20 protein-coding genes are annotated in these 24,817 nt (G+C 61.8%); 12 read left to right on the top strand and 8 right to left on the bottom strand.

Annotation, left to right across the window (positions count from 1 at the left end):
* The first annotated feature begins 27 nt into the window (after nt 1–27).
* The 4 genes from QCL51_RS12295 (at nt 28) to QCL51_RS12280 (ending at nt 4,277) form a co-directional block, all read left to right on the top strand.
* Nucleotides 28–1,212, top strand: a complete 1,185-nt coding sequence (locus tag QCL51_RS12295; protein ID WP_103444438.1) for an MFS transporter — start codon at nt 28–30, stop codon at nt 1,210–1,212.
* Between the two features lie 62 nt (nt 1,213–1,274).
* Nucleotides 1,275–2,126: a LysR family transcriptional regulator gene (locus QCL51_RS12290; protein WP_103470404.1), complete on the top strand. Its 852-nt coding sequence runs from the start codon at nt 1,275–1,277 to the stop codon at nt 2,124–2,126.
* Between the two features lie 96 nt (nt 2,127–2,222).
* On the top strand, nt 2,223–3,218 hold the full coding sequence (locus QCL51_RS12285; protein ID WP_021783797.1) for an aldo/keto reductase: 996 nt from the start codon (nt 2,223–2,225) through the stop codon (nt 3,216–3,218).
* A 93-nt stretch (nt 3,219–3,311) separates the two neighbouring features.
* On the top strand, nt 3,312–4,277 hold the full coding sequence (locus QCL51_RS12280) for an endonuclease (RefSeq protein ID WP_330509341.1): 966 nt from the start codon (nt 3,312–3,314) through the stop codon (nt 4,275–4,277).
* Between the two features lie 41 nt (nt 4,278–4,318).
* On the opposite strand, the gene QCL51_RS12275 is transcribed toward QCL51_RS12280, so the two are convergent.
* The 8 genes from QCL51_RS12275 to QCL51_RS12240 form a co-directional block, all read right to left on the bottom strand.
* Nucleotides 4,319–5,281, bottom strand: coding sequence for a D-glycerate dehydrogenase (locus QCL51_RS12275; protein WP_103444442.1), 963 nt, complete (start codon nt 5,279–5,281; stop codon nt 4,319–4,321).
* Nucleotides 5,282–5,291: 10 nt separating this feature from the next.
* A complete protein-coding gene (locus QCL51_RS12270) occupies nt 5,292–6,584 on the bottom strand; it encodes an MFS transporter (protein ID WP_021783800.1) in 1,293 nt (430 codons plus the stop codon).
* Between the two features lie 55 nt (nt 6,585–6,639).
* Nucleotides 6,640–7,590: a sugar kinase gene (locus tag QCL51_RS12265; RefSeq protein WP_021783801.1), complete on the bottom strand. Its 951-nt coding sequence runs from the start codon at nt 7,588–7,590 to the stop codon at nt 6,640–6,642.
* Nucleotides 7,583–8,362 carry a TIM barrel protein gene (locus tag QCL51_RS12260; RefSeq protein WP_021783802.1) on the bottom strand — a complete coding sequence of 260 codons (780 nt, stop codon included), beginning with the start codon at nt 8,360–8,362 and terminating at the stop codon, nt 7,583–7,585. Before QCL51_RS12260 ends, QCL51_RS12265 begins: the two co-directional genes overlap by 8 nt.
* 67 nt (nt 8,363–8,429) lie before the next feature.
* The gene (gene ptxS, locus QCL51_RS12255) at nt 8,430–9,449 is read right to left on the bottom strand and encodes a transcriptional regulator PtxS (RefSeq protein WP_021783803.1); all 1,020 of its coding nucleotides are present in this window, start codon (nt 9,447–9,449) and stop codon (nt 8,430–8,432) included.
* 266 nt (nt 9,450–9,715) lie between these two features.
* Nucleotides 9,716–10,963, bottom strand: a complete 1,248-nt coding sequence (locus tag QCL51_RS12250) for a cytochrome c (protein WP_021783804.1) — start codon at nt 10,961–10,963, stop codon at nt 9,716–9,718.
* Between the two features lie 12 nt (nt 10,964–10,975).
* Nucleotides 10,976–12,760 (bottom strand): GMC family oxidoreductase, encoded by a 1,785-nt coding sequence (locus tag QCL51_RS12245; protein WP_021783805.1) that lies wholly within the window; start codon nt 12,758–12,760, stop codon nt 10,976–10,978.
* A 3-nt stretch (nt 12,761–12,763) separates the two neighbouring features.
* Nucleotides 12,764–13,510 (bottom strand): gluconate 2-dehydrogenase subunit 3 family protein, encoded by a 747-nt coding sequence (locus QCL51_RS12240; protein ID WP_103444449.1) that lies wholly within the window; start codon nt 13,508–13,510, stop codon nt 12,764–12,766.
* A 277-nt stretch (nt 13,511–13,787) separates the two neighbouring features.
* Between QCL51_RS12240 and QCL51_RS12235 the strand changes: the two genes are divergently transcribed.
* From QCL51_RS12235 to QCL51_RS12200, 8 genes are all read left to right on the top strand, one after another.
* A complete protein-coding gene (locus tag QCL51_RS12235) occupies nt 13,788–14,477 on the top strand; it encodes a histidine phosphatase family protein (protein WP_021783807.1) in 690 nt (229 codons plus the stop codon).
* Nucleotides 14,478–14,479: 2 nt separating this feature from the next.
* Nucleotides 14,480–15,316 carry a phosphatase PAP2 family protein gene (locus tag QCL51_RS12230; RefSeq protein ID WP_021783808.1) on the top strand — a complete coding sequence of 279 codons (837 nt, stop codon included), beginning with the start codon at nt 14,480–14,482 and terminating at the stop codon, nt 15,314–15,316.
* A gap of 216 nt (nt 15,317–15,532) precedes the next feature.
* Nucleotides 15,533–16,381, top strand: coding sequence for a type IVB secretion system protein IcmH/DotU (gene icmH / locus QCL51_RS12225; protein ID WP_021783809.1), 849 nt, complete (start codon nt 15,533–15,535; stop codon nt 16,379–16,381).
* 13 nt (nt 16,382–16,394) lie between these two features.
* Complete coding sequence (tssI, locus tag QCL51_RS12220; protein ID WP_028698263.1) at nt 16,395–18,572, top strand: type VI secretion system tip protein TssI/VgrG; 2,178 nt, start codon at nt 16,395–16,397, stop codon at nt 18,570–18,572.
* Entirely contained in the window at nt 18,572–19,450 is an 879-nt protein-coding gene (locus QCL51_RS12215; protein ID WP_028698264.1) for a DUF4123 domain-containing protein, read from the top strand. The genes tssI and QCL51_RS12215 overlap by 1 nt, the downstream gene beginning before the upstream one ends.
* A 14-nt stretch (nt 19,451–19,464) precedes the next feature.
* A complete protein-coding gene (locus tag QCL51_RS12210; protein ID WP_028698265.1) occupies nt 19,465–22,119 on the top strand; it encodes a T6SS effector BTH_I2691 family protein in 2,655 nt (884 codons plus the stop codon).
* Nucleotides 22,120–23,226: a DUF6708 domain-containing protein gene (locus QCL51_RS12205; protein WP_028698266.1), complete on the top strand. Its 1,107-nt coding sequence runs from the start codon at nt 22,120–22,122 to the stop codon at nt 23,224–23,226. It abuts the gene before it with no gap.
* Nucleotides 23,227–23,486: 260 nt separating this feature from the next.
* The gene (locus tag QCL51_RS12200; protein ID WP_021783812.1) at nt 23,487–24,815 is read left to right on the top strand and encodes a hypothetical protein; all 1,329 of its coding nucleotides are present in this window, start codon (nt 23,487–23,489) and stop codon (nt 24,813–24,815) included.
* Nucleotides 24,816–24,817 lie beyond the last annotated feature (2 nt).

Below are 24,817 nucleotides of genomic sequence, written 5' to 3'. Positions count from 1 at the left end.
TTTCAGCATGTTTCAATAGGGATACAGATGTCAGTCCAGGAACGCCCCCCGCTACCCAGTAAAAGCACCGTCGCCAAGATGGAAGCCGCCATGGCACTGGGCAGCTTTGCCATCGGCACCGGCGAATTCGCCATCATGGGCCTGATGCCCGACATTGCCAGCAATTTGCAGTTGAGCGAGCCGCAGGTGGGCCATGCCATCAGCGCCTATGCGCTGGGGGTGATGGTTGGCGCCCCGACGCTGGCCATTCTCGGTGCCAAACTGCTGCGCAAGCACATGCTGCTGCTGTTGATGCTGCTGTATGCCGTGGGCAACCTGGCCACTGCCTTTGCCCCCGCGTTCGGTGGCCTGGTCGCATTCCGCTTCATCAGCGGCCTGCCCCACGGCGCCTACTTCGGCATTGCCGCAGTGGTGGCCTCAAGCATGGTCGCCAAGGATCAGCGCGCGGGGGCCGTTGCCCGGGTGATGATGGGACTGACCTTGGCCATGTTGCTCGGCAACCCGGTTGCCACCTTCCTGGGCCAGTACTTCGGCTGGCGTTCGGCATTCGTGCTAGTCGGCGCGATCGCCCTGTGCACCATCGCCCTGGTCTGGCGTTTCGTGCCCCAGCGCCACGACGAAACTCGCAGCGACCCGCGCAAGGAGCTACAGGCCTTTGCCCTCCCACAGGTATGGATGGCGCTGGCCATCGCTTCGATCGGTTTTGCCGGCATGTTCTGCGTGTTCAGCTACCTGGCACCGACCATGCTGCAAGTGACCCAGGTGTCGCCACAGTGGATTCCGTTCGGGCTGGCGGCGTTCGGCATGGGCGGCATCGTTGGCAACATCGCAGGCGGCAAGCTGTTCGACCGCCTGCAGTTCCGCGCTGTGGGGCTGGTACTGATGTGGTCGATTGCCGTATTGCTGTTCTTTACCTTCGCCGCCCAGGCGCTGTGGAGCCTGCTGCTGGGCATCGGCCTGGTGGGCACCATGATCGCCCTGGCGGCACCGCTACAAATTCGCCTCATGGACATTGCCCATGAAGCGCCAAGCCTGGCAGCGGCGTCGAACCATGCGGCGTTCAACCTGGCCAATGCCCTGGGGCCATGGCTGGGAGGCATGGCGATTACTGCTGGTACGGGCTGGACCAGCACCGGGTACATCGGCGCCGCGACTGCGCTGGCTGGCCTGGGCATCTACCTGGTGGCGCGGCGGATGAAAGGCGGGCATTGAAGCCGGCCTGGTCATAAAGGGTTACCCTACCCCGTTATGCACCCGCCACTGCCGAGTCATTCATGTTCGATTGGGAAGACCTGCGCCATTTCTCCGCCTTCAGCTCGGCCGGCTCGCTGTCGGCCGCCGCCAAGACCCTGGGTGTCGACCACGCCACCGTGGCCCGGCGCATCGCCTCGCTCGAAGCGTCGCTCAAGCTCAAGCTGGTCGACCGGCGCCCCCGCGCCTATGTCCTCACCCACGAAGGCCAGCGTGTGGCGGAACTCGCCGAGCAGATGGCCATGTCCTCTTTTGCCCTGGAGCATTTCGCCAGCGCCGGCCAACAGGCAGTGGAAGGAGAAGTGGTGCTCTCGGCACCACCGGCGCTGCTGGGCAGTATCGTCGCCCGGCGCCTGGGCGAGCTCTACCAGCGCTACCCACAGCTGCGCCTGAAACTGGTAGGCAGCAAATCCAAGGCATCCCTGGCACGCCGCGAAGCGGACATCAGCATCGCCCTGGCCAGGCCGACAGAGCCAACTCTGGTGGTCAGCCTGCTGGGGCACCTGGATTACCGGCTGTACGCGTCGCCCGGTTACCTGGCCAGCGCAACGGCAAGGCGCTACATCGGCTACGACGAGTCCCAGGCCCGTTCACCACAACAGCTATGGCTCAACCTCCAGGCCGGCCAGCAGCCTTTCGCATTGCACAGCAATGACCTGCGCATCCAGGCCCAAGCCTGTGCCGGCGGCATCGGCATTGCCTGCCTGCCCGCGTTCATGGCACAGGAACACGGCCTGAAGGAAGCAGGCACCGCCGAACAGACCATGAGCATCGAAATCTGGCTGGCAGTGCATGAAGATGTGCGCGCCACACCACGGATCAAGGCGGTTACCGACTTCCTTCAGCAGCAGGTGCGGCCGATGCTACGCTTGTGAATTCTTGCAGATGGCGCCTGCATCAATACGGAATTTTCGCCCAAGCCTGCCAGCGTTAGGCTAACTCCATCACTCACGCCCTTGAAGGAGACGACGATGCAGTACGTAAAGCTGGGTAGCACCGGGCTGGACATTTCAAGGCTGTGCCTGGGCTGCATGACCTTCGGTGAACCCGACGCCGGCACTCACCCCTGGACCTTGGGCGAAGACGCCAGCCGGCCAATCATTCGCCACGCCGTCGAGCAAGGTATCAACTTCTTCGACACTGCCAACAGCTATTCCGCCGGCACTTCGGAAATCATCCTCGGCAAACTCCTGAAGGAGTTTACCCGCCGCGAAGAAACCGTGATCGCCACCAAGGTGTTCTTCCCTGCCAACATGTGGGAAGGCGCCAGCCGGCCCAATGAGCAAGGCTTGTCACGCAAGGCGATCATGGCCAACATCGACGCCAGCCTCAGCCGCCTGGGCACAGACTACGTCGACCTCTACCAGATCCACCGCTGGGACTACCACACCCCCATCGAGGAAACCATGGAAGCCCTGCATGATGTGGTCAAGGCCGGCAAGGCGCGCTACATCGGCGCATCGTCGATGTATGCCTGGCAGTTCGCCAAGGCGCAACAGGTAGCCGCCAGCCACGGCTGGAGCCGCTTTGTGTCGATGCAGAACTACCTCAACCTTATCTACCGCGAAGAAGAGCGAGAGATGATTCCGCTGTGCCTGGATCAAGGCGTCGGCCTGATGCCTTGGAGCCCCATGGCGCGCGGCCGCCTGACCCGGCCGCATGGGCAGCAGACCGAGCGCACGCGCACCGACGTGTCCGGGCAGTCGTTCTATGAAAAGACCGAGGTGGAGGACGGCCGGGTAATCGATGTGGTCGAGCAGATCGCCAGCGAACGGGGTGTGCCGATGGCCCAGGTTGCGCTGGCCTGGGTACTGGGTAAGGCCGGCGTTAGTGCCCCTATCGTCGGCGCCTCGAAGCCCGCCCACCTGGACGATGCCCTGGGCGCACTGTCACTGCAGCTGAGCGAGGACGAGGTGGCGCGCTTGCAGGCCCCTTACGTTCCCCACGCGGTCACCGGCTTCAAATAGCGCGGGCTTGCAGCAGTTGGTATGGGTCCGCGAGCTGGTCAGCCTCGCGGAAACCATTACAATGCGCGGCCCAACCTGAAATATGTTTTCCCCATGAAATCACTGCTTTACGCCATAACCTTATTATTTTCCTTTACCCTCCCCGCCTTGGCCAACCCGCCGGCCACCTTCACCGAAGCCAAAGTGGTGGCCAAGCAGAAGGTCTACCTGGACCAGGCCAGCAGTGCCCTCGGCGACCTGTACTGCGGGTGCAAATGGACCTGGGTGGGCAAGTCTGGCGGGCGCATCGATGCCGCCTCGTGTGGTTACCAGACGCGCAAGCAGCAGAACCGTGCAGAACGCACCGAGTGGGAACACATCGTGCCCGCCCACACCTTCGGCAACCAGCGCCAGTGCTGGAAGAACGGCGGCCGTGAGCACTGCGTGGACAACGACCCGGTGTTCCGCGCCATGGAGGCCGACCTGTTCAACCTTTACCCGGCCGTGGGTGAGGTCAACGGTGACCGCAGCAACTTCAACTACGGCATGGTCACTGGCAATGCCGGCGAATACGGCCAATGCACCACCAAGGTCGATTTCGTCCAGCGCACCGCTGAACCGCGTGACGAAGTCAAAGGCCTGGTGGCCCGCACCACCTTCTACATGTTCGACCGCTACAAGCTGAGCATGTCGCGCCAACAGCAACAGTTGCTGATGGCCTGGGACAAGCAACACCCGGTGTCGGTCTGGGAGAAAGAACGCGACCGGCGCATTGCCGCGATCATGGGCCATGCCAACCCGTTCGTAAGCGGCGAACGCAAGTGGACTGCCGGCTACAAGCCGGTTGGCAGCGGCGTGGTAGAGGCGGTGCCGGTAAACGCGGCCAAGCCAGAGGCCAAACCAAGCCTGGCCAGCGCCGGTTCGGTCGGCGCCGTGCTTGGCAACCGCAACAGCCACGTCTATCACCTGTCAGTCGGCTGCCCAGGCTACAACCAGGTTGCAGCGAAGAACCAGGTTTCCTTCGCTAACGAAGGTGAAGCGCAGGCAGCAGGCTATCGCAAGGCAGGTAACTGCCGCTGATCATTTCAAAGGCTGCGCGGCCCCCGTGGCAGGGGCGCGCGTCAGCCGTTGACCAGGTTTGCCGGCCGCTCACCGGCCAGCGCGCTGAGCAGGTTATCCACCGCGCAACGCGCCATGGCCTGGCGGGTTTCCTCGGTCGCCGAGCCGATATGCGGGGTCGCTACCACGTTATCGAGCTGCAACAGCGGCGAGTCGGCCGGCAGCGGCTCGTGCACGAACACGTCCAGCCCCGCACCGCGGATGCGCCTGGCCCGCAGCGCTTCGATCAGCGCCTGCTCATCCACCACACGCCCGCGTGAGATGTTCACCAGGATTGCCTCAGGCTTCATCAACGCAAGTTCCCGTGCGCCTATCAGGCCTTCGGTGCTGGCGCTCAACGGCACTGTCAGGCAAACGAAGTCTGCCTGCTGCAACAGCTCATCCAGGCTGCACTGGCATGCGGCATAGCGTGCTTCCACCTCGGGCTTGGCACGCTGGCTGTGATACAGCACGCGCATGCCAAAACCAGCGGCCGCGCGCCGGGCCAGGGCCTCGCCAATGCGGCCCATGCCGACGATGCCTAGCGTCTTGCCGTGCACATCACTGCCAAAATGCGCCGGCCCCAGGTTGGCCTGCCAGCGGCCGTCACGCACCCAGTTCGCCAGCTCCACCACCCGCCTGGCGGTAGCCAGGATCAAGGCAAAGCCTGTGTCGGCGGTGGTTTCAGTCAACACGTCGGGCGTGTTGGTGAGCATCACACCACGCCTGCTGAGTTCAGCAATGTCGTAGTTGTCCACGCCTACCGAAACGCTCGACACCACTTCCAGTTGCGGGGCAAGGTCGAGCAGGCTGGCATCCAGGCGCAGGCTGGCCCCCAGCAACCCGTGCGCCCCCGGCAACGCATCACGCAGGCGGGCCAGGCCATCGGGCCGGGAGGTATCCACCCAGGTCACCTCGACGCGATCTTGCAGGCGTGCCATCAAGTCGTCAGACAGGCGTTTATACAGGACGATTCGCTTCTTCATTGCAGGTTTCCTAATGGTTCATGGCCAGACGCGAGTTATCGCGCTTTGCCCGGCCTGACGTCTGGGAGGTATTGAGCGCAGCGGTTAGCGCCACTGCAGTCAGTAGCGCACCGCACATGAACAGATAAGAGGCACCGGGCCCGCCCGTAGCACCGTTGAGGTAGCCGACCAGCCACGAACCGCCGAACGAGCCCAGCGCACCCATGCTGTTGATCAGCGCCATGGCGCCGCCTGCGACGTTGGCCGGCAGGATCTCGGGCACGATCGCGAAGAACGGGCCATAGGGTGCGTACATGCAGGCGCCGGCGACCACCAGCAACGCATACGACAGCCAGAAATGCTCGCTGCCCAAGGCGTAAGAGCCATAGAACGCAACGGCGGCAATCAGCAGCGGCGGCCAGACGAAGCGCTTGCGCTTTTGCAGGCGGTCCGACGCCCAGGACACGCCCACCATCGCCAGCACCGCCGCCAGGTAGGGCACCGAGGCCAGCCAGCCGGCCTGCACGATATCGACGTTCGCCGCCTGCTTGAGAATCGATGGCAGCCACAGCACGAAGCCATACACGCCGATGCTCCAGCAGAAGTACTGCAGCGCCAGGATGATCACCTGCGGCGAGCGGAACGCTTCGCGGTAGTTCTTCACAGGCTTGATACCCTGCTGCTCGGCAGCCAGCGCCTGCGCCAGGGCGGCCTTCTCCTGCTCGCTCAGCCACTTCACCTGGGCCGGGCGGTCATCCACCAGGCGCCACCAGAAGAACGCCCAGATCACAGCGGGCAGGCCTTCGATGATGAACATCCAGCGCCAGTCGTAATGCTTGATCAGGTAACCCGACACCACCGACATCCACAGAATGGTCACCGGGTTGCCCAGCATCAGGAAGGTATTGGCGCGCGAGCGCTCGGCACGGGTGAACCAATGGCACAGGTACACCAGCATGGCCGGCATCACCGCAGCCTCCACCACCCCGAGCAGGAAGCGGATACCGATCAGCATGTAGACGTTGCTGACCATGCCCGTGAGTGTGGCAAGGCCGCCCCACAGGATCAGGCAGACGAAGATCAGCTTTCTGACGCTGCGCTTCTCGGCGTAGATGGCGCCAGGCACCTGGAAGAAGAAGTAACCGAGAAAGAACAGCGCCCCCAACAGCGATGACATCACCGGGGTGATGTGCAGGTCTTCAGCCATGCCGGAGGCGGCGGCGAAGCCATAATTGGCGCGGTCCAGGTACGCCAGGCTGTAGGTAACGAACACAATCGGGATGATGTACCACCAGCGGCGAGGTGCCAGGCTTTGGCTTTGCATGGTTTGTTTCTCCTGAGCTTGTTGTTTTTGTTGCAACAGGTGATTCGGGGTCGACTCATGCGCTTCTGCGCAGGTCATAGGCCTCCAGTTCATGACGCAGCGGCAGCCCTTCCATGTCACCTCGTGACTGCACGGCACGGCTGCCGCACCAGTTGCCGCGCGCTACCGCCTCGGCTACCGGACGGCCCTCCAGTAGCGCGCTGAGCACACCGACGGCAAACGCATCACCTGCACCGACGGTGTCCACCACGCGGCTGACTGGCACCGGGGCTACCTGCCCTTCGCCCTTGGCGCTGCGGAAGTAGGCGCCCGCGTCGCCCAGCTTGATCACCACCAGTTCCACCCCTTGGTCCAGGTAGAACGCGGCGATATCGGCCGGGGTGTGCTGACCGGTCAGCAACCGCCCCTCCTCCAGCCCCGGTAAAACCCAGTCGGCCTTCGCCGCCAAGGCATTGATTTCACGCACCATGCTGCTTTGATCGGGCCACAGCGAGGGACGCAGGTTGGGATCGAACGATATGCTCCGCCCGGCTGCGCGCATCCCGTCCAGCAGCGCGTGAGACAGCGCCCGACAGCTGTCCGACAACGCCAGCGGAATACCGGTAGCGTGTACGTGGCGAGCCTGCAGCCAAACGGGGCTCAACATCGCAGGAGACAGCCTGCTGGCCGCCGAACCTCGGCGAAAGTACTCCACTGCCGGGTCGCTGCCATCATCGCTGCGGGCCTTGAGCTGAAAACCCGTCGGGTAGTTGGCATCCACCTCAACGCCGGCACAGTCCAGGCCTTCGCCGCGCAAGCTCTCGAGCACGAAACGGCCCAGCGAATCGTCACCAACCCGGCTCAGCCAGCGTACCTTGAGACCCAGCCGCGCCAGGCCGATCGCCACGTTGCTGTCGGCGCCGGCGATGCGTTTGCCGAACTGCCCGACACCGGCCAGGTCACCGGCTTGCTCGGCAACGAACATGGCCATGGTCTCGCCGAAACACAGCACGTCATGTTCATGCATGGTCCAACTCCTGCACCGCGCCCAGTGCAGAAAGGTGACGCACCTGGGCCCGGGTCAGCGCCAGCAGGTCTTCGCCCACCAGGGGGTACTCGACGGCGCGCACCACGCCCGGCGCAAACTCGGCCATCAGCGCTGCCCACTCCTGCAGGTCCGCCGCTTGCGGCGGTATGGCAACCAGACGGCCATCGGCCCGACGCTGCACAGCCTTGCAATGCACATAGCGCACCCAACGGCCTAGCTGCCTTGCAGCTTGCCGCGCAGGCTCACCCTGCCACTGCCAGTTACCGATATCGAACGTCATGCCCAGGCGCAGCCCAAGCGGGTCGACGCGCTGGAAGAACTGCAGCATCGGTTCGAGCCTGCCACCTTGTGCGGTCTGATCGTTTTCCACGAGCAACAGAGGCCCCTGCGCAGGCAGCAGCGACGCCAGGGCCATCACATCGCAGTGCTCATCGAAGTGCCCCAGGGAAACCTTCAGCGCCACCGCGCCAAGCGCCCGGGCAATTTCCAGCTTCTGCACCAGTAGCGAGTCGGGCACGCCTTGCGCGGTCCACAGTTCAAGGGGGGTGGAGTACAGGCATTCCAGGCGCAGCGCGGCAATGACCCTACCCAGCGCAGCGGCGTCCGGTGCACTGGCGAACAATTCTTCGCGCAGTTCGACGCGGCTGACGCCAGCGGCGGCCAGCAGGTCCAGAAACTGCTCCTGGCCACGTTGGCGCACAAAGTCGGCGCCGTAGCTGGAGAGACTGATGGAAACGGGGTTCGCGTGCATTGTTTTTGTCCTTATGAAACCGGTTTCATTTTTTAATCAACAGCAGCAGGCGCAAACCTGCTGTTTCTTACTGGGGTTGGGTTGAACCGCGGATGATCAGGTTGGCCTTGAAGTCGATACGCCGTGCTGCGCCGCTGTCGCCGCGCAGGCGACCGAGCAGGCTTTCGAATGCCGCCACACCGATGCGCTCGGTGGGCTGGGCCAGTGCGGTGATGCCTTTGCCGACCAAGGGGTACCAGTCGAGGTCGTCGAGGGCAATCAGCCCGACATCGGCAACCAGGTTGCGCCCGGCCTCGAGCAGGGCCCGGGTCACCGCCAAGGTGGCAACGCCGTTGAAGGTGAAGATGGCTTGCGGACCATGGCCATTGTGGGCAAGAAACGAAGCCAATTGGCCCTGCAGCCCTGCGCTGATTTCAAGTACCTGCTGACGCATGCCTGGCCGGCGGCTGATCGACGCGCCGAACGCCTGCACCCGCTCCAGGCGTGAACTGGTGCCATCGAGGGGTTCGCTGACCGCCAGGATGTCGCGATAGCCCTGGGTTTGCAGGTGGTCAAGAGCCTGCTCGACTGCGTCGGCATTGTCCAGGCCGACAAGGTCCACATTCAGCTCGGGCAATTGGCGGTCGACCAGCACCATGGGGATGTCACGCCGCAGGTTGAGCAGTTCGCCGGGGTGGTGACCGAGCGTGTTCACGATCAACCCTTCGACGTTGTAGCTCTGCAGGGCCACCAGGTGGTGACGCTCCTGCTCGTCGTCGCGGTTGGTGTTGCACACCACCAGGCTGTAACCATGCTGACGGCAGGCGGTTTCCACGCCGTGCATCACGGCCACTGAATAGGGGTTGAGAATATCGGCCACCAGCATGCCGATCAGTCGCGTCTGGCCGCGCTTGAGGCCGCGAGCCATCTGGTTGGGGCGATAACCGAGGCGTTCGATGACCTCTTCCAGCCGCTTGGCCGTGGCTTCGGCCAGCAATTGGCGGTCGCCACCGATGTAACGGGAGACGGTGGCTTTGGAAACGCCAGCAACACGCGCCACTTCGCTGATGGTGACCCGTTCGCGGGTATGGGCAGGCGCGTCGGTCATGGGTTTTCCTTATGATTGTTTTAATAGTGATGAAACCGGTTTCAATACAGCAAAAATGCACGGGTTCGTCAACATGCCGTTGGTCGGGCACGAAGACCGTAAATGTTAAATCGCATTAATAATATTGCATACCTCATTGATTGTTATAGATTAATATCTGTGGAACAGGGCTTACCCTGGAATCTGATTACGTTAGGGGATAGCACGGGCCTCGCCCGTGTTCGCGGTTAAAACCGCTCCTACGGGCGAGGGCGCAGAAAAACACGTCAGCGAAGCGACTTCACGTCACCGGCCGTGACGGCGCTGCCTTGGTTACCCCAACTGCTGCGAATGAAATTCACCACCTCGGCAACCTCCTGGTCGCTCAGGCGCCAGCCGAAAGCCGGCATGGTGAAGTTCGACGGCGCAGTGTGCGTTGCCGGTACCGTGCCACCGGCAAGCACCACATGGATCAGCGACGTGGCATCCGTAGTCTGCACCACCGGGTTGCCGGCCAAGGCCGGGAACACGCGGGTGTAGCCCTGCCCGTCGGTGCGGTGGCAGGCCGCGCAGTTGTCGATGTACACCGCCGCCCCAGGCTTGCTGTCGTCACCCTTCCATAACGCATCGGCTATCTGCTTGTCGTACACATGCGGCTGGTCGTCCGGATTGCTCGGCGGCAGGGTTTTCAGATAGCGGGCGATAGCGGTCAAGTCGGCATCACTCATGTGCTGCATGCTGTGCTCGACCACATCGCTCATGCCGCCGAACACGGCGCTGCGATCACTGCGCCCAGTCTTGAGAAACTGCACCAACTGCGCTTCGCTCCAGCTGCCCAGGCCGTCTTTGTGATCGCCACGCAGGTTCTTGGCAACCCAGCCTTCCAGCGGCGCGCTGCCGGCCAGAAACTGCTCGCCATCGGCCGCGCTCAGGGCCTTTTCCTGCATGGTCAGTGCCCGCGGCGTATGACAAGCGCCACAATGCCCAAGGCCCTCGACCAGGTACGCCCCGCGGTTCACCACAGGGTCGGCTGTAGCTAATGCCTGCCAGGGCTTGGCCTCTGGGGCGAACAGGCCGCGCCAGATTGCCAGCGGCCAGCGCATGCTCAGCGGCCAGGGAATGTCAGAGGCCTTGTTCGCCTGCTCGACTGGGTCCACGCCCTTCATGAAATAGGCGTACAGCGCCTGCATGTCCTGCTCGCTGACCCGCGCATACGACGGGTATGGCATGGCCGGATAGAGCGTACTGCCGTCCTTGGCGATACCCCTGCGCACGGCCTGGTCGAAGTCTTCGAAGCTGTACTGGCCGATGCCACTGGCCGCCGGGGTGATGTTGGTGGAGTACACCGTGCCAATCGGCGTTTCCATCGGCAACCCGCCGGCAAAGGGCTTGCCGCCTTTGGCGGTATGGCAGGCCACGCAGTCACCGGCGCGGGCCAGGTACTCGCCCAGGCGCACCTGCGCATCGTCATTCGCTGCGGCCTGCAAAGCCGCGCCGGCACCCAGCACCAGAGTTGCGATCAACAGTGTCTTCATGCTCATCGCTCCTCAAGCCTGGACCAACGGACCGGGGTTTTTCAGATACTGCTCACGGATGGCACGGGCCGACCAGTAGGTGAGCGCGGCCACCAGCCCGGTCGGGTTGTAACCCAGCCCCTGCGGGAACGCCGAAGCCCCCGGAACGAACACGTTGTGTACGTCCCAGCTTTGCAGGTAGCGATTCAGTGCACTGGTTTTGGGGTCGGTGCCCATGATTGCCCCGCCGTTCAGGTGGGTGGTCTGGTAACTGGTGGTGTTGAAGTGGTCCTTGACCTGCTTGCCCAGCACGGCAATGGCCTTGGGGTTCATCGCTTGGGCGATCTTGCTCAGCTTGTCGACCATGAACTGGTTCATCTTGATGTCGTTTTCCTGCCAGTCGAACGTCATGCGCAGCAGCGGCTGGCCGTAGGCATCGCGGTAGGTGGGGTCCAGGTCCAGGTAATTGCCACGGTAGGACTGATGTGCGCCGTGGGCATCCATCGACACCTGGTGGGTGTAGTAGTCGGCCGTGGCCTTCTTCCAGGCACTGCCCCAGGCCGGCGTGCCCGGCGGGTTCGAGGTGCCGGCAATCGGCCGGCTGCCGGCCTGGTTCACCCACATTGGCGAACCGCCGACGAAGCCGTGCGGGCCATGGTCGAAGTTGTCGGCGTTGAAATCGTCGATGGCAATGCCATTGCCACCCGCGCCGATGAAGTTGTTGGTGTAGGTGTCCTTGTCGAAGAACGCCTTTACCGTACCCATGTTCTGATAGGCGAAGTTACGCCCGACCACACCTTCGTTCTTCACCGGGTCGTAAGGCTTGCCAATGCCGGAAAGCAGCATCAGACGCACGTTGTTGAACTGGAAAGCCGCCAGAATCACCAGCTCTGCCGGTTGCTCCACCTCGCGCCCCTGGGCATCAATGTAGGTCACGCCGGTAGCCTTGCGCTTGCGGTCGTCCAGGTTCACCCGCAGCACATGGGCATTGGGCCGCAACTCGAAGTTGGGCACCTGGCGCAGCGCCGGCAGGATGTTCACGTTGGGCGAGGCCTTGGAGTACATGTAGCACACGTAACCGCTGCAGAAACCGCAGAAGTTGCACGGCCCCATCTGCGCCCCGTAGGGGTTGGTGTATGGCCCGGAGGTGTTGGCCGACGGCAGGTTGTAGGGTTTGTAGCCCAGGCTGGTGGCAGCCTTTTCGAACAGCCTTGCCGATACAACGTTCTTCTGCGCGGGCAGCGGGAACGGGTTGGAGCGGTCCGGCGCATAGGGGTTGCCGCCCTTCCCTTCACCGACCACCTGGCCTCTGACGGTCCAGGCCTGGCCTGAAGTGCCAAAGACCTTTTCGGCAAAGTCAAAATAGGGCTCCAGTTCTTCATAACTGACGCCGAAGTCCTGAATAGTCATGCCTTCGGGAATGAACGTGCGCCCGTAGCGCTCTTCATAGTGGCTGCGCAGGCGCAACTCGACGGGGTCGACCCGGAAGTGCACACCCGACCAGTGCAGGCCCGCGCCCCCCACGCCCTTGCCCGGCAGGAATGCGCCCAGCTGGCGATTGGGCAATGCCACATCATTCACGCTATGGCGGACAGTGACGGTTTCTTTCGACACATCGACGAACAGCTTCTTGCGCACGCTGTAGGTCAGCTCATCGATCACCTGCGGGTAGCTGCCTTCGGGGTAGGTATCCTGCATTGGCCCCCGCTCCAGGGCTACCACGTGCAGCCCGGCCTCGGTCAGCTCTTTGGCCATGATCGCACCGGCCCAGCCGAAGCCGACGATCACCGCATCCACTTTGTTCAACACAGTCGCCATGCCTCAGGCCCTCTCACCACGAATCGATACAGCCGGGAACGGGTAAGGCTCGTTGCGCTCGACCCAGTCCATGAAGTCGGCGCGGGCGCCGGGGAAGCCGATCTGGGTCCAGCCGACCATGCCTTTATTGCCGCCATGAATCGGGTCGCAGAAGAACCCTTCGCGCGTGTTTTGCACCAGCAGGCTGAAGAACACCTTGGCCGGAACGGTTTCGAAAACCACCTCTCCTGCCTCCAACGTACTGAGAATGCGGTCCTGGGTAGCGCTATCTTGCGCAGCAAAAACCTGTCCGCCATTGGCTTTGCACCAGCCGTCCACGGCAGCGATGCCCAGGCGGTAGATTTGTTGCGGGCTGAGCTGCAACTGGTAGCCCAGCTCGGGCGGGGCGTCGGCGTTGAACGGCCCTTGCATGTACCACTGTGCGCCCGTCGCGTAGGGGGTGTTCATTTGCCTGTCGATAAATTCGGCGGCGCCCGCTTCGAGTGCCCCTGGGCCAAGCTCATCGGCCGGGATGATGCGGGAAACGGCAGCTTGTAGAAAAGCCCATTCTTCGGCGCTGAAGAATGTCGGTTGATAATTGCCCGCAGGCGGCGTAGCCGGCACTTTCGGTTGCTGATGCGGTTGCGGGGCCGCAAGCAGTTGGCTGGCGCCCACGCCAAGCCCTGTACTGGCCACTGTAACGACAGGGATCAGAGTCAAGGTCTTGCGCAGAAAATCCCTGCGCGGGTTGTCTGGGGCATGCTCAGGCATTGCGAATCCTCATCGGCTTTGGGGTGGCCTTGATAAGCGCCATCTGATTTTCAATAAAGAGTTGATCTTGATAGGCCATCAAGAAGACAGCCGAATAATCTAGCGCGTTCAGAAATGTTTTGAAACCGGTTTCATTCTTACCCTCTCACCCGGTTTGACCTCCACCGCACACCCATCAGCGAAAGGCTTTTTTCACACCCGCCTCACCCTCTGCCGACATTCCACTGCCTACAGTGCCGACGCTCTCGCATGGAGCAAACTGACTGGAGTGGCAAACATGCTGCACGACCTGATCGACGACTCCCCCGCTTCACGGCTTGGGCCGATACACCGATGGCCTTGGGGAGCAGCGCAATGGGTGGTGTTGTGCCTGCTGCTCTTGCTCGGCGTAGCGGCAGCCTGGGCCCAGCAGCGCGCGGCCACCCCCAACCTGGGCAATCCGCATCACCTGCAGCACAGTGGGCTGTATACCGATTGGGCAAAAGGCTCGGTGATTGTCGTACTGCGCCATGCCGAACGCTGCGACCGCTCCAGTGATGCGTGCCTGAACGACCCCAGCGGGATCACCGTCGCGGGCAGGCAGGCGGCCACCGATGTAGGCCTCGGGTTGCAACACCTTGGCTTGGGCGAAGCTGATGTCTGGACCAGCCCAGAGGTGCGAACCCGGCAGACCGCACAAGCCATGTTCGGTAAAACCATCGCCACACGAGACTGGCTTAATCAATGTGACAGCCACTTTGCCGAAAAGGCCTTTGCCCTCAAGCGAAGTGGCCACAACCTCGTGCTGGTCAGCCACAGCGGCTGCATGGATCAACTGGAGCAGGCGCTCAAAGCGCCTTCTAGCGCAACATCGAACAGCTATGCCAGCGCCCTGTTCATCACGCGTGGCAACGATGGCAAGACGAAGGTGCTGGGCCAAATGGCGGCCAGTGAATGGCACACACTCATTGATGCCAAGGAACTCTGAACATGCCCTCCCGCGCCACCTTCTACCGCAACAACCTGCTGCTGCCACTATTGCTGGCCGCCATTGTGTTCATGGCCTTCGACCTCACAGACTTAGATCGCTGGATCAGCAGCCTGCTGCTTGACCCGGCCACTGGCCAGTTCCCGCTGCTGCACAACCCGTTATTCGAGAAAGTCACCCACAAATGGCCACGCATCCTGCCGGACTGGACAGGTGAACTGGCCGTCATAGGCAGCTTGCTCTCGTTCATCTGGCCGCGCCTGGCTAGCCACCCACAACTGGGCCTTGCCCGGGTACTGGAAAAGGTCCGTATTGCACCGGTGCTACGCTTTACCACCCAATATCGGCGCGACCTGTTGTTCGTGGTGGTAGCGTTCGCACTGAGCACCACCGTGATTCACTACCTGAAAAGCCATACCAGCGTGTATTGCCCTGTGGAAACCACGCTGTATGGCGGTTCGCAAGCCCGGGTCGAATGGTTCGAAAACTTCTCTTTATGGAGCAAGCCCGGCGATGGCCGTTGCTGGCCGGGTGGCCATGCGTCCAGCGGGTTTACGCTGTTGGCGCTGTATTTCGTGGCCCTGCGCCACCGGTGGGCGCATGCTCGCAAGTTGCTGGTTGCCATCCTGCTGATCGGATTCGTGTATGGCACTACCCGAGTATTACAGGGCTGGCACTATATGTCTCATACGTTCTGGGCCGGAATCTTTGTCTGGCTTACAACTTGGGCAACTGCATTGCTCTTCTATGGACGCATCGCGCTGCAGGCGGCTGAACATAGCCCAGTCCTATCTGATGCTGCGCCGCAGCACTTGAAGACGTGTTCAGAACAGTCATGAGAAAAATCAGCCCTATATAAAACATCATTCATTTCTTGACAGAAATAATTAGACAACAACTTCCAAAGAAACTTCCTACAATGCTTTAGGAATTTTCAATCTCCCACAAAAATTGATTCCTAGTTACTCTTCAGGCTTTCGCAACTGCTAATGCCCGACCGCATGGACGCGGGGGCCATCGCGAGTGTTTGAGCTGCCAAGAGACGAGGTTCAAGGATGCCCAAAGAGTCCGACCGCACTGGCAAACCAGTGCCCACCCCCCAAAAGCCAATCCTGCTCGAAGACATAAACGAAACCCCACCGCCTCCTGACGGCGCGGGTCCTGAATACGCAACCGATCTACCCGGCTACCCGGCCGATCCAGACTTTCAGCTACGCGGCGGCTACGACAACCTCATGCTCGACGCGGCAAGCCAGCTGTTCGGCCTGGTCATTCGCCTGCGCACGCTGGATGACCTGCCCAACATCCAGTTCGTGCACAAGACCGTGCAAACGCAGATCGGTACTATCCGCGAGGAAATGCGACAGCACGGCTATTGCGCGGTCCATCAGGAAGTCTATTCCTACGCCTTGTGCCTGCACCTGGACGAGGCCGTGATGACCCGCCCCTGGGGCCAGAACTCATGCTGGAGCCACGAACCGCTGCTGAGCATCTTCCACGACGAAACCCAGGGCGGCGAAAAGATCTTCGTGCTGCTCGAGCGCATCATGCAATCGCCAAAGGAATTCCAGGATGTGCTGGAGTTCCTGTACTTCTGCTTTTGCCTGGGCCTGCAAGGCAAATACGCCCTTGACCCCAAGGGCGATGAAATCCTCAGCGCGCTGATCAGCCGGATGCACAAGGTCATTCGCCAACTGCGTGGCCCCACGCCGGATACAGTGAGCGACCCCTATAGCAACGTCGTCCATTGCCCCCACCGTATGCGCCGCTGGCAGTGGCCCTGGTGGACCCCACTGGTCATCTCGGTCATCGCCATGGTCTGCGCCTACAGCTACTACAGCTACCGCCTCGACCTGCTAACCGCCGAAGTCGTCGAATCGCTCAACGCCATTCTGCAGCAGTAACGGGGGACGCCACATGCCCAGCCAATCCGATTTGCGCTTCACTTTCCAGCCGCTGGTTGGCCGAAGCGAGTTTGAGGTGGTGTCCTTCGAACTGGACGAAGCCATCAGCTCACCGTTCCGGCTGCAGCTGGAGCTGATCAGCTTCGAAGACGATGTCGACTTCGGCCAGCTCCTCGACAAACCGGTGCTGTTCACCCTCTGGCAGGATGAGCGCCCGTTGCGCTACGTGCACGGCCTGGTCAGCACCTTCAGCCAGGGAGAAACAGGCTTCCATCGCACCCGTTACCGGGCACTGGTCGAGCCCGTGCTGGCCCGCGCCGGGCTGCGCTCGAACTGGCGCATCTTCCAGCAGAAAACCGTGCCGCAGATTCTCGAGATCATGCTCAAGCGCCAGGGCGTGAATGCCTACGAGCTCAAGTGTCTCGACCCGCATCAGGTGCGCGAATTTTGCGTGCAGGCCGGTGAAACAGACCTCGACTTCATGGCCCGCCTGGCCGCCGAGGAAGGCATTGTCTACCGCTTCGAACACACGCCGAAACAGCACTTGCTAATCATCACTGACCGGCTGCTGGCGCTGGGCCGGATCAGCCGGGGGGCCATCAAGACCGATGATGAGGATGAAGGGTTTCACAATGACGACGTGGGCCCCGATCAGGTGCTGTACCGATCCGTTGGAGGCGGCGATCAGGCCAGGCCTTGCCTGCGGCGCTTGCGTTACAGCGAACAGGTTCGAACAGCGCGGCAGGTGCAACGGGACTACACCTTCACTCATCCGCAATACCGTCAGGAACACCAAGCGTACGACAATAGCAACACCCATCAATCGCTGAACTATGAGCGCTTCGACTACCCCGGCCGATACAAGCGTGATGCGGTCGGGGTTCCGTTCACTGCCACCCGCCTCACAGCCCTGCGCCATGATGCACGCATTGCCGAAGTGGAAGGCGACGATGTGCGCCTGCAACCGGGGCTGAGCTTCACCCTCATCGAGCACCCGCGTGAAGACCTCAACGTGCACTGGCGCACGGTCAGCGTGCATCACGAAGGCACCCAGTTCACCAGCCTGCAGGAAGAGGCCGCCGGCTCGCAGCAAGGCACCCGTTACAAACAGGAAGCATTGCTGGTTCCCGGCAGGACCGAATGGCGCCCGGCACCCCTGCCCAAGCCACGCATCGACGGCCCGCACATGGCGACGGTGGTCGGGCCCAAGGGCGAGGAAATCTATTGCGACCGATGGGGCCGTGTGAAAGTGAGCTTTCCTTGGGACCGGGAAAGCGAAAACAACGAATTCAGCTCCTGCTGGGTGCGCGTGTCGCAAGGTTGGGCGGGAGGCAGTTGGGGTTCGATGGCCATCCCACGCATCGGCCAGGATGTGATCATCCAGTACGTCAACGCCGACCCGGACCAGCCGATGATCACCGGGCGCACCTATTGCGGTAACCAGTTGCCGCCCTATGACCTGCCCGAGCACAAGACGCGCATGACCATCAAGAGCCAGACCCATAAAGGCGAAGGCTTCAACGAGCTGCGCTTCGAGGATGAACTGGATCGGCAGGAGGTGTTCATTCATGCCGAGCGGGACCAGAACAACATCGTCAAGCACGACGAAACCACACGCGTGGGTAACGATCGTACCGAACGCGTCGAACGAGACGAGACGATTTCGATCGGTCAGGACCGTCGCGAAGACATTGCCCGTGACGAGTCTGTTGGCATCGGCCAGAACCGGGTACACGAAATCGGCAACGACGACAGCCTGAGCATCGGCCGCAACCACAGGATCACCACAGGCAAGGACCGAATCGAACAGGTAGGGAACCACAGGCAGGACATCACCAAGGCAAACCACACGGTAGAAATCGGCGGCCACCGCGAACAGGTGGTTGCCGGTCACAGCACGTTGCAAACGGGCGAAGCCATCCGGCACACCACCAAGGTTTATGACATCCAGGTCAGCGAAAGCCTGACGATCCGCAGCCCCGCGGGGCTTCTGAGGGTCGACGGCGCCGGTATCACGCTGGACGGCCTGGCGCTGGCCTTCAAAGGGCCTGTCAGCCAGCAGGCTACGGGTAGCAATCGCGTCACTTCAACGTCTGGCGTACCAGCGCCGGGCGAGCCCATTTGCCTCAGCTGCCTGCTCAAAGCGATCGCCGACGGCCACACCATCATTCGCATGGAAGGAGCAAGCTGATGCCCAGCCCATTTGTCAGAGCAATGGTCGATGTGCTGCGGGCATCCGATCACTATCGCCTCAGCGCCATCGTGGAAATGGCCAACTTGACACCCGAGGTGCAGGAACAACTGACCGGGCACTACACGGGCCGCTGCTGGCCACTGCTGCAGCAAGCCCAGTTCAGCAACCTGCGGACAGCAGGCCCTTGGTTGTTCGGTTCGCGCCTCGGTTCCGATGTCTCGGCCCAGTACGACTTCCAATGGCAACTTGAACAAGGTGCTGCTGGCGCCGTGTGCGGCTGGATAGTCAGCGCGCTTCCCGCTGCCCGGCTCGCCGGACACTTGAGCCACGCCAACATCGTCACGGGCACGGACGGCCACTCGTACCTGTTGCGCTTCCACACCGCCGCGGCTCTGCTAGTGCTGGATAGGCACCGTGAGCTGCCTGGGGTAAGCGAATGGTTGGCCCCCATCCATCACTGGTGGGCACCCGTGGCACACCCGAGCAAGCGGTTGTGGATGCAGATATCCGGGGGTGATCAGCCTCACTCAATGCACTGTCCGCCAATCACGTTGAACGAAGCGTGTTGGGCCGAACTGGCGGGTGACCCGCTGAGCTATCAACTTGCCGAGTTGCTCAAGAACGAGCAGTCCTGCCCGACCTTGCACGCTGCCTGCCACGGCACACGGGTTGGGTTGATTCAGCACTATCTGGATCAGGCGCGCGCGCAAGGCCTGGGACGTGAAGAAGACCTTATCAGCTATGTGCTGATGCTGGCTCGCGGTGGCGAACAGCTCAGTAGCTCACCAGCCTGGCAGGAGGCGATTGCCGCCACGCGCGAGCAGCAGACATCCCTGATGGACAACGTGCAGCGCTGCCTGCGCACCAAGGACTGAGGCACAACACAACCATGGACTCACTCAACGAAACCCTCGAACTGTGTAGGCGCATCACCTCCGGCTACCGCCCGGCCCTGCGCAACAGCCCCGTCGCCGACTGCACCCGCCGCTTCGAACTGCTGCCCCTGCGCTACGCCGCCGTCGGCGGCAACCCGGCACAACGTGCCCGCCTACCCAAATTGCCGGGCTATCTCAGCCCGTTCCATGAGGTCGGCGAGCTGACCCATTCCAGCTACGCCATCCGCCCTTTGCGCGAGGGCTTTCTCTACCTGCTGATCAAGCGCCATAGCGCGCCGGCCTACGAATGGCACAGCCAATACCGCGTGGCGCCCAATGGTTCGCTGCTGTACATCAGCAGCGACGCCCCCTGGGAGACTGCCCCCAGCGCCGGCAATCTGGATGAGATCATTCGCGGTTTCGGCTGGACCATCACCCTCTACGACCTGGATGACATCCAGGAGCTGCGCCCGTTGTTCAGCCCTTCCCCGCTGACCCCGCGCATGCTCGACAACTACCTCCTGCTCGACGAGGAATACCGCAGCAGCCTGCCCTCGATCGATATCGCCCGCTTCATCCAGCCTTCCGACGCCCCGCCACAGCCCCACGTCCTCAAGCATGACCAACTGAACTGGGTAGCCGACTTCAAGGCCCAGGACGATGCAGACCTGCAGGCACTGCTGGACCTGCAGCCGTTCAACAACGACCAGATCGTCTCGCCGCACGCATCACGCCAAGCGCTGGCACCGCTGGTGAACCACAGCAAACCCCGTGGCGCCGCCATCGTCATCGAAGACGCCATCGGGATCACCCAGGAGCTCAACGCCTGGCGCAACGCCGCTGTCGAGGATGTGAAGACCCAGTGGCTGGAGCGCACCGTGGAACCCGGGGTCGACAACGAACGCAAGCTGCTGGTCGCGCAGTCGTTCCTGGAAATCGAAAAACTCTACCCGCAGATGGTGGCCGAGCAGATCGTCAAGCGCGAAGTCATGGCCGAAAAAGTCCGCAACCAGCCCCACCTGCATCCCGAGATCTACTTGTTCTCCGAACGGGCCAGGCAACAGGCCGATGCCCATGATGAACGCATGAAGCCCCACTTGGCGCAGTTCGAGCGCGAGGTCCGCAGCAAAGTCCAGGCCCGTCAGGATGCCGGCGAGTTCCGCAAGCGGTTCGACCAGAAATACGGCCACCTGGTCGACCGCCAGGCCATGCACGATCAGCTCGACGGTTTCGAGCAGGCCATGCAACACGCCCAGCAAGCCGCCGAAGACCGCGCCAAGGACCATGCCCGCTGGGTGGTCAGCGAACGCTTGTTGCAGGCACTGGACCGCTACGACAACGCCGACCTCATCAACGGCCTGGCCTTTGCCGAACAGACCGGCCAGTGCGTGATCGGCATGGAGTTGAGTGAAGGGGGTACGAAGGTGCTGGACCACTGGTGGCGCAGCGACGTGGCAGGCCGGGGCAACCTGGCAATACGCGGCATCACCTACAATCAGGAGGACCTGCGGGAAGAACTGGCGGCGCTGCTGGAAGCCGCCAAGGCCGAACCGTCGTCAGCGTCATCCTTCGCCCTGCCGGAAGCGCTTGCCAGGCAAGCCCATGCCGCTGCCAATGCCTTTGGGCGCATCAACACCCTGTACGAACAGATGCAGGCACAGAGCAGCACGGCCAGCATCGGCCTGTATGCCTGGTACGTCGCGCTGGGGCGGCAAGTGCTGCGCACCGCGACACCCAACAGCATGGACCGCGCACTGCACCAGGGTTTGCGGCTGACCTTGTTCGCTTCTGTGCATGAAACGGCTGTCGATATTCGCCTGAGTGAAGCTGCACGTAGCGGGCAGCCCTTCAACCCACAACGCAGCGCAGGCCAGGTATCAAGGTACCTCGACCAGGCCTGGGCTGAAGGGTTGATGCAGGCCCGTAACAGTGACTTCTACAAAGTGCGTGTTTCCGGGCTGGTGTGCCTGCTGGAGGGGATGCTGATGGCCTTCAAAGCGCGCGAACTGCCTGACAGTGATGCGCGGGTGAAGACCGAACTCCTGGCGGCCGCGATGACTACCGCTGCGGCGGGCTTCGAAGTTGGAGCCAGTTATGTGGATCAGGTGGTCGCGCGGTACGGCGCGAACAGTGTGACCGGACGAGGAGCAGCGGCCGCTTTAGGCCGCTTGAAAATTTGGGGCGCCAGTTTAGCTGGGACAGGTGGTTTCATACTGGCATGGTGGGATTTTATGGATGGCGTGCAAAATTACTCTCAAGATAGCGCACTGACAAAGTCTCGTTTATTGAGCGGCGCATATTTCACCCGCGCAATGGCGACGTCAGCCTTGTCTTTAGCCGAGTTAGGTACTGCCATCGCAATAGCCCGCCCGCTTTTCGAGCATTTGGCACAAAACGGTAGACACCGACTTTTAAGGGCGCTAAGTCAGTCACTGAGCGTGCTCTCCAGTACATTAGGTACAGCAACTGCTCGCCTTATGTTAGCACGACTGGTCCTCGGCGCTTTCTGGCTAGGACTAGCACTAACGGTAACCATTATTATTTTCGAAGATGATGCCTTGGAGAAATGGTGCAAACGTAGCACTTATCGCATTGACAAAAAATCAAGCACATTCACCGAAGAAGAAGAACTGGCAAATCTCCACTCGGCCTTCAGTGAGGTGCTATAAATGTATCTAATAGAATGGGGGTTTTGGAAACTATCGACTCAAGAAAATGCGAATACCAAGCCAGCGGACAAGCCGACAGCTGATGATTTATATGAAAGCGAACTAAACGAGGATATCCACTTCAACTCAGTCAGCAGCACCCCACGCACACGCGGCCCCATATTCACCTTCAATGATACCTATATGGAAATGAGGTGCGGCGGCTCGGAAGAAAGGCGTGGAATTATTACATTAATGACCTTGGGCGGCTTGGGCCCGATGACTTATGCATGGCTATATATAACGCTTGGCTCAGTTTACAGCACTCTTACTCAGCCTGAATTTCTTTCCCCCACCTCGATCCTGTTTAGCATATACATGCTATCCATCGGTGGCATGACCTACTATTTATATGCAAAATATGGATTTCAGTTGACAAGACTGGAAATACTAACCAGTCGCCACCTACTTGTCCGCTTCAACCGGAACACCCAGCAAGTTCATCTGCATAGACCGCACTATTGCGGTGGAATCGTCACCTTCCCTTGGAAAACAACCGGGAGCACTGGCTTATATCCAGAAGATGACTCACTCAGCATGGGCATGCGACTAGGCCTGGTCTGGCACCCCAGCCGCACCGGCCTGCCTCACATGGAGATGGCCCTGCTGGGCAAACAAGGCCAAGGCGGCAGCGAACTGCGTGATGAGTGGGAATTCATCCGCCGTTACATGGAAGAAGGCCCACACGCCGTCCCTCGCCCCCGCCTGAGCACCCAGCTACCCTCACCCATCCAGGCATTCAGCGCCCAGTTCGAAGGCCTTGGGCGTTTCTTCCGCAAAAGCAGCTGGCTGTTCAAAATTGCGCTGCTGTTTGTCTGGCCCGCCTTCGTCATCATCGGCACCGGCCACTGGCTCAGCCTGCTGCTGTGCTGGCGACCGCGCTGGCCGAAGGTCATCCGCGAGGCCGGCCTGCCCGGCAAGCCAGTCCCACCCGTGACAACCCTGAGCGACTACCCACCCGCAATCCAGGCACGCCTGCTCGCCAACGCCGACCGCTGGCAGCTCAAGCCCGGCAAGCGGCCGGAGAAAAAGTCACGCAAACCACAAGGCTCCAGATCGCAAGAATAACCGGCCGCGCCTACTGCCTGATCCTGACTGCATTCAGAACTCGGCTCTGCATCGAAAACCGGGTTGAAATTACCGGCCCCCAATCCCCAACCTTGGGGGAACGCTGCCCACCGCCAGCGGCTTGCAAAATCCCCCGCGGATAGGCTCGCCCCCTTGCCCCCCAAGGCCTGCAGCGCAACTTTCAGATATTGGCACAGCTCTTGCCGATCTCCTCCCAGACGCCCCAAGTCCATGGGCCCGTTTGCAGGAGGAATTGACTCATGCACCGACCGATACCCCACCCGCTGGCAGTGGCGATTTTCGCCGGCATGCTCCAGCTCCCGGCGCAGGCCGCCTTGAACGCTGTCGACCCAGGCGCTTACGTTCCTGCCAACGGTGGCTTCCCCGCCTGGTACCAGGACAGCCACGGTCGTACCCTCGACCTGTGCCTGACCAAGGCGGTCAGCTCCCGGGTCGCCGGCGCGCCCGGCGCACCTTCATACATGTGCACGCTGCTGCCCACGCCTGGTGTGTTCGACGATACCCAACCCATCGTCTTCCCCACCAACTTCCCTGACGAAGCGTTCTGGTTCACTGCCGACGCTGCAATCGTCGACGCCGCCCGTGGCATCGACCTCAGCTACGGCACCGCGATCGAAGCGGCATTCGCCGCCGAGGAGCCTGTCGAGGGTGACCAGGTCAGCTTCGCGCGGGTCCGTATCCGGGTCGACGTACCCACCGCGGGCACCTACGTGGTCACCCACCCCTACGGGGTTGAAGTGTTCGATGTACCCGCTGCAGGACGCCGTGCGATCAACATGACCCGCGACATCGGCATCGCCGGCGCAGGCGACTTCACCGGCGCACTCAAGGGCGATGTCGGGCCGTTCCTGCGCAGTGTCAACGGCCCCTACACCGAAGGCAACGAGCGCTTCATCGGCGACCCGAACCTGGAAGAGCAGGTCACCGGCAGCCCATTCAACACCAACTACGTACGCATCGAAGGCCCTGGTGGCATCGACCTGCGCACCGAGCTGTTCGCTGTCTCCGGCAAGCTTTCCGAAGTGGCCCTGCCAACCCCGCTGATGCCACAACGCAGCACTTACTCACGCCATACCGAGAACGGCGACCTGATCGCCCAGCAAGACATCTTCGTAATGGCCCCGCCACCTCCGGCAACTGTCACCCTGACCAGTCAAACACCCAACCTGAACCTTACCGAAGCCGATGGCACTGGCGCCTGGTACGGCCAGTCAGCCCTCAACCCGGCGGCCGGAACCATCGTCACACTGTCCGCTGACAACAGCGTGGCCGTCCCAACCAGCAGCCTGGCCACTACTGACCTGCCACTGACCGACCTGGTCACCATCACGCAGGCCCAGTACCGCTTGTCCACTGGCGAGCTGACCCTGGTGGCCAGCACCAGTGACGAAACCACACCTCCAGTACTTACCGCACATACCGGCAACGGCACGTTGATCGGCAACCTGGGCGGTACCGGCGCCGTGAAGACGTTGAGCATGACCCTCTCGCCCATTCCGCCAGCCAAGGTGCAGGTCACCAGCGCCAACGGTGGTAGCGACACCGAAGACGTGGTGCTGGTGCCATGAAC

It is taken from the genome of Pseudomonas sp. LTR0, from assembly GCF_036630035.1.
Classification (GTDB): domain Bacteria; phylum Pseudomonadota; class Gammaproteobacteria; order Pseudomonadales; family Pseudomonadaceae; genus Aquipseudomonas; species Aquipseudomonas putida_Y.
This window is presented reverse-complemented; position numbering and strand designations above follow the sequence as displayed.

Coding starts and splice junctions, on each gene's coding strand:
- QCL51_RS12295 (WP_103444438.1), top strand. CDS start 28: ATGTCAGTCCAGGAACGCCCCCCGCTACCCAGTAAAAGCACCGTCGCC.
- QCL51_RS12290 (WP_103470404.1), top strand. CDS start 1,275: ATGTTCGATTGGGAAGACCTGCGCCATTTCTCCGCCTTCAGCTCGGCC.
- QCL51_RS12285 (WP_021783797.1), top strand. CDS start 2,223: ATGCAGTACGTAAAGCTGGGTAGCACCGGGCTGGACATTTCAAGGCTG.
- QCL51_RS12280 (WP_330509341.1), top strand. CDS start 3,312: ATGAAATCACTGCTTTACGCCATAACCTTATTATTTTCCTTTACCCTC.
- QCL51_RS12275 (WP_103444442.1), bottom strand. CDS start 5,281: ATGAAGAAGCGAATCGTCCTGTATAAACGCCTGTCTGACGACTTGATG.
- QCL51_RS12270 (WP_021783800.1), bottom strand. CDS start 6,584: ATGCAAAGCCAAAGCCTGGCACCTCGCCGCTGGTGGTACATCATCCCG.
- QCL51_RS12265 (WP_021783801.1), bottom strand. CDS start 7,590: ATGCATGAACATGACGTGCTGTGTTTCGGCGAGACCATGGCCATGTTC.
- QCL51_RS12260 (WP_021783802.1), bottom strand. CDS start 8,362: ATGCACGCGAACCCCGTTTCCATCAGTCTCTCCAGCTACGGCGCCGAC.
- ptxS (WP_021783803.1), bottom strand. CDS start 9,449: ATGACCGACGCGCCTGCCCATACCCGCGAACGGGTCACCATCAGCGAA.
- QCL51_RS12250 (WP_021783804.1), bottom strand. CDS start 10,963: ATGAAGACACTGTTGATCGCAACTCTGGTGCTGGGTGCCGGCGCGGCT.
- QCL51_RS12245 (WP_021783805.1), bottom strand. CDS start 12,760: ATGGCGACTGTGTTGAACAAAGTGGATGCGGTGATCGTCGGCTTCGGC.
- QCL51_RS12240 (WP_103444449.1), bottom strand. CDS start 13,510: ATGCCTGAGCATGCCCCAGACAACCCGCGCAGGGATTTTCTGCGCAAG.
- QCL51_RS12235 (WP_021783807.1), top strand. CDS start 13,788: ATGCTGCACGACCTGATCGACGACTCCCCCGCTTCACGGCTTGGGCCG.
- QCL51_RS12230 (WP_021783808.1), top strand. CDS start 14,480: ATGCCCTCCCGCGCCACCTTCTACCGCAACAACCTGCTGCTGCCACTA.
- icmH (WP_021783809.1), top strand. CDS start 15,533: ATGCCCAAAGAGTCCGACCGCACTGGCAAACCAGTGCCCACCCCCCAA.
- tssI (WP_028698263.1), top strand. CDS start 16,395: ATGCCCAGCCAATCCGATTTGCGCTTCACTTTCCAGCCGCTGGTTGGC.
- QCL51_RS12215 (WP_028698264.1), top strand. CDS start 18,572: ATGCCCAGCCCATTTGTCAGAGCAATGGTCGATGTGCTGCGGGCATCC.
- QCL51_RS12210 (WP_028698265.1), top strand. CDS start 19,465: ATGGACTCACTCAACGAAACCCTCGAACTGTGTAGGCGCATCACCTCC.
- QCL51_RS12205 (WP_028698266.1), top strand. CDS start 22,120: ATGTATCTAATAGAATGGGGGTTTTGGAAACTATCGACTCAAGAAAAT.
- QCL51_RS12200 (WP_021783812.1), top strand. CDS start 23,487: ATGCACCGACCGATACCCCACCCGCTGGCAGTGGCGATTTTCGCCGGC.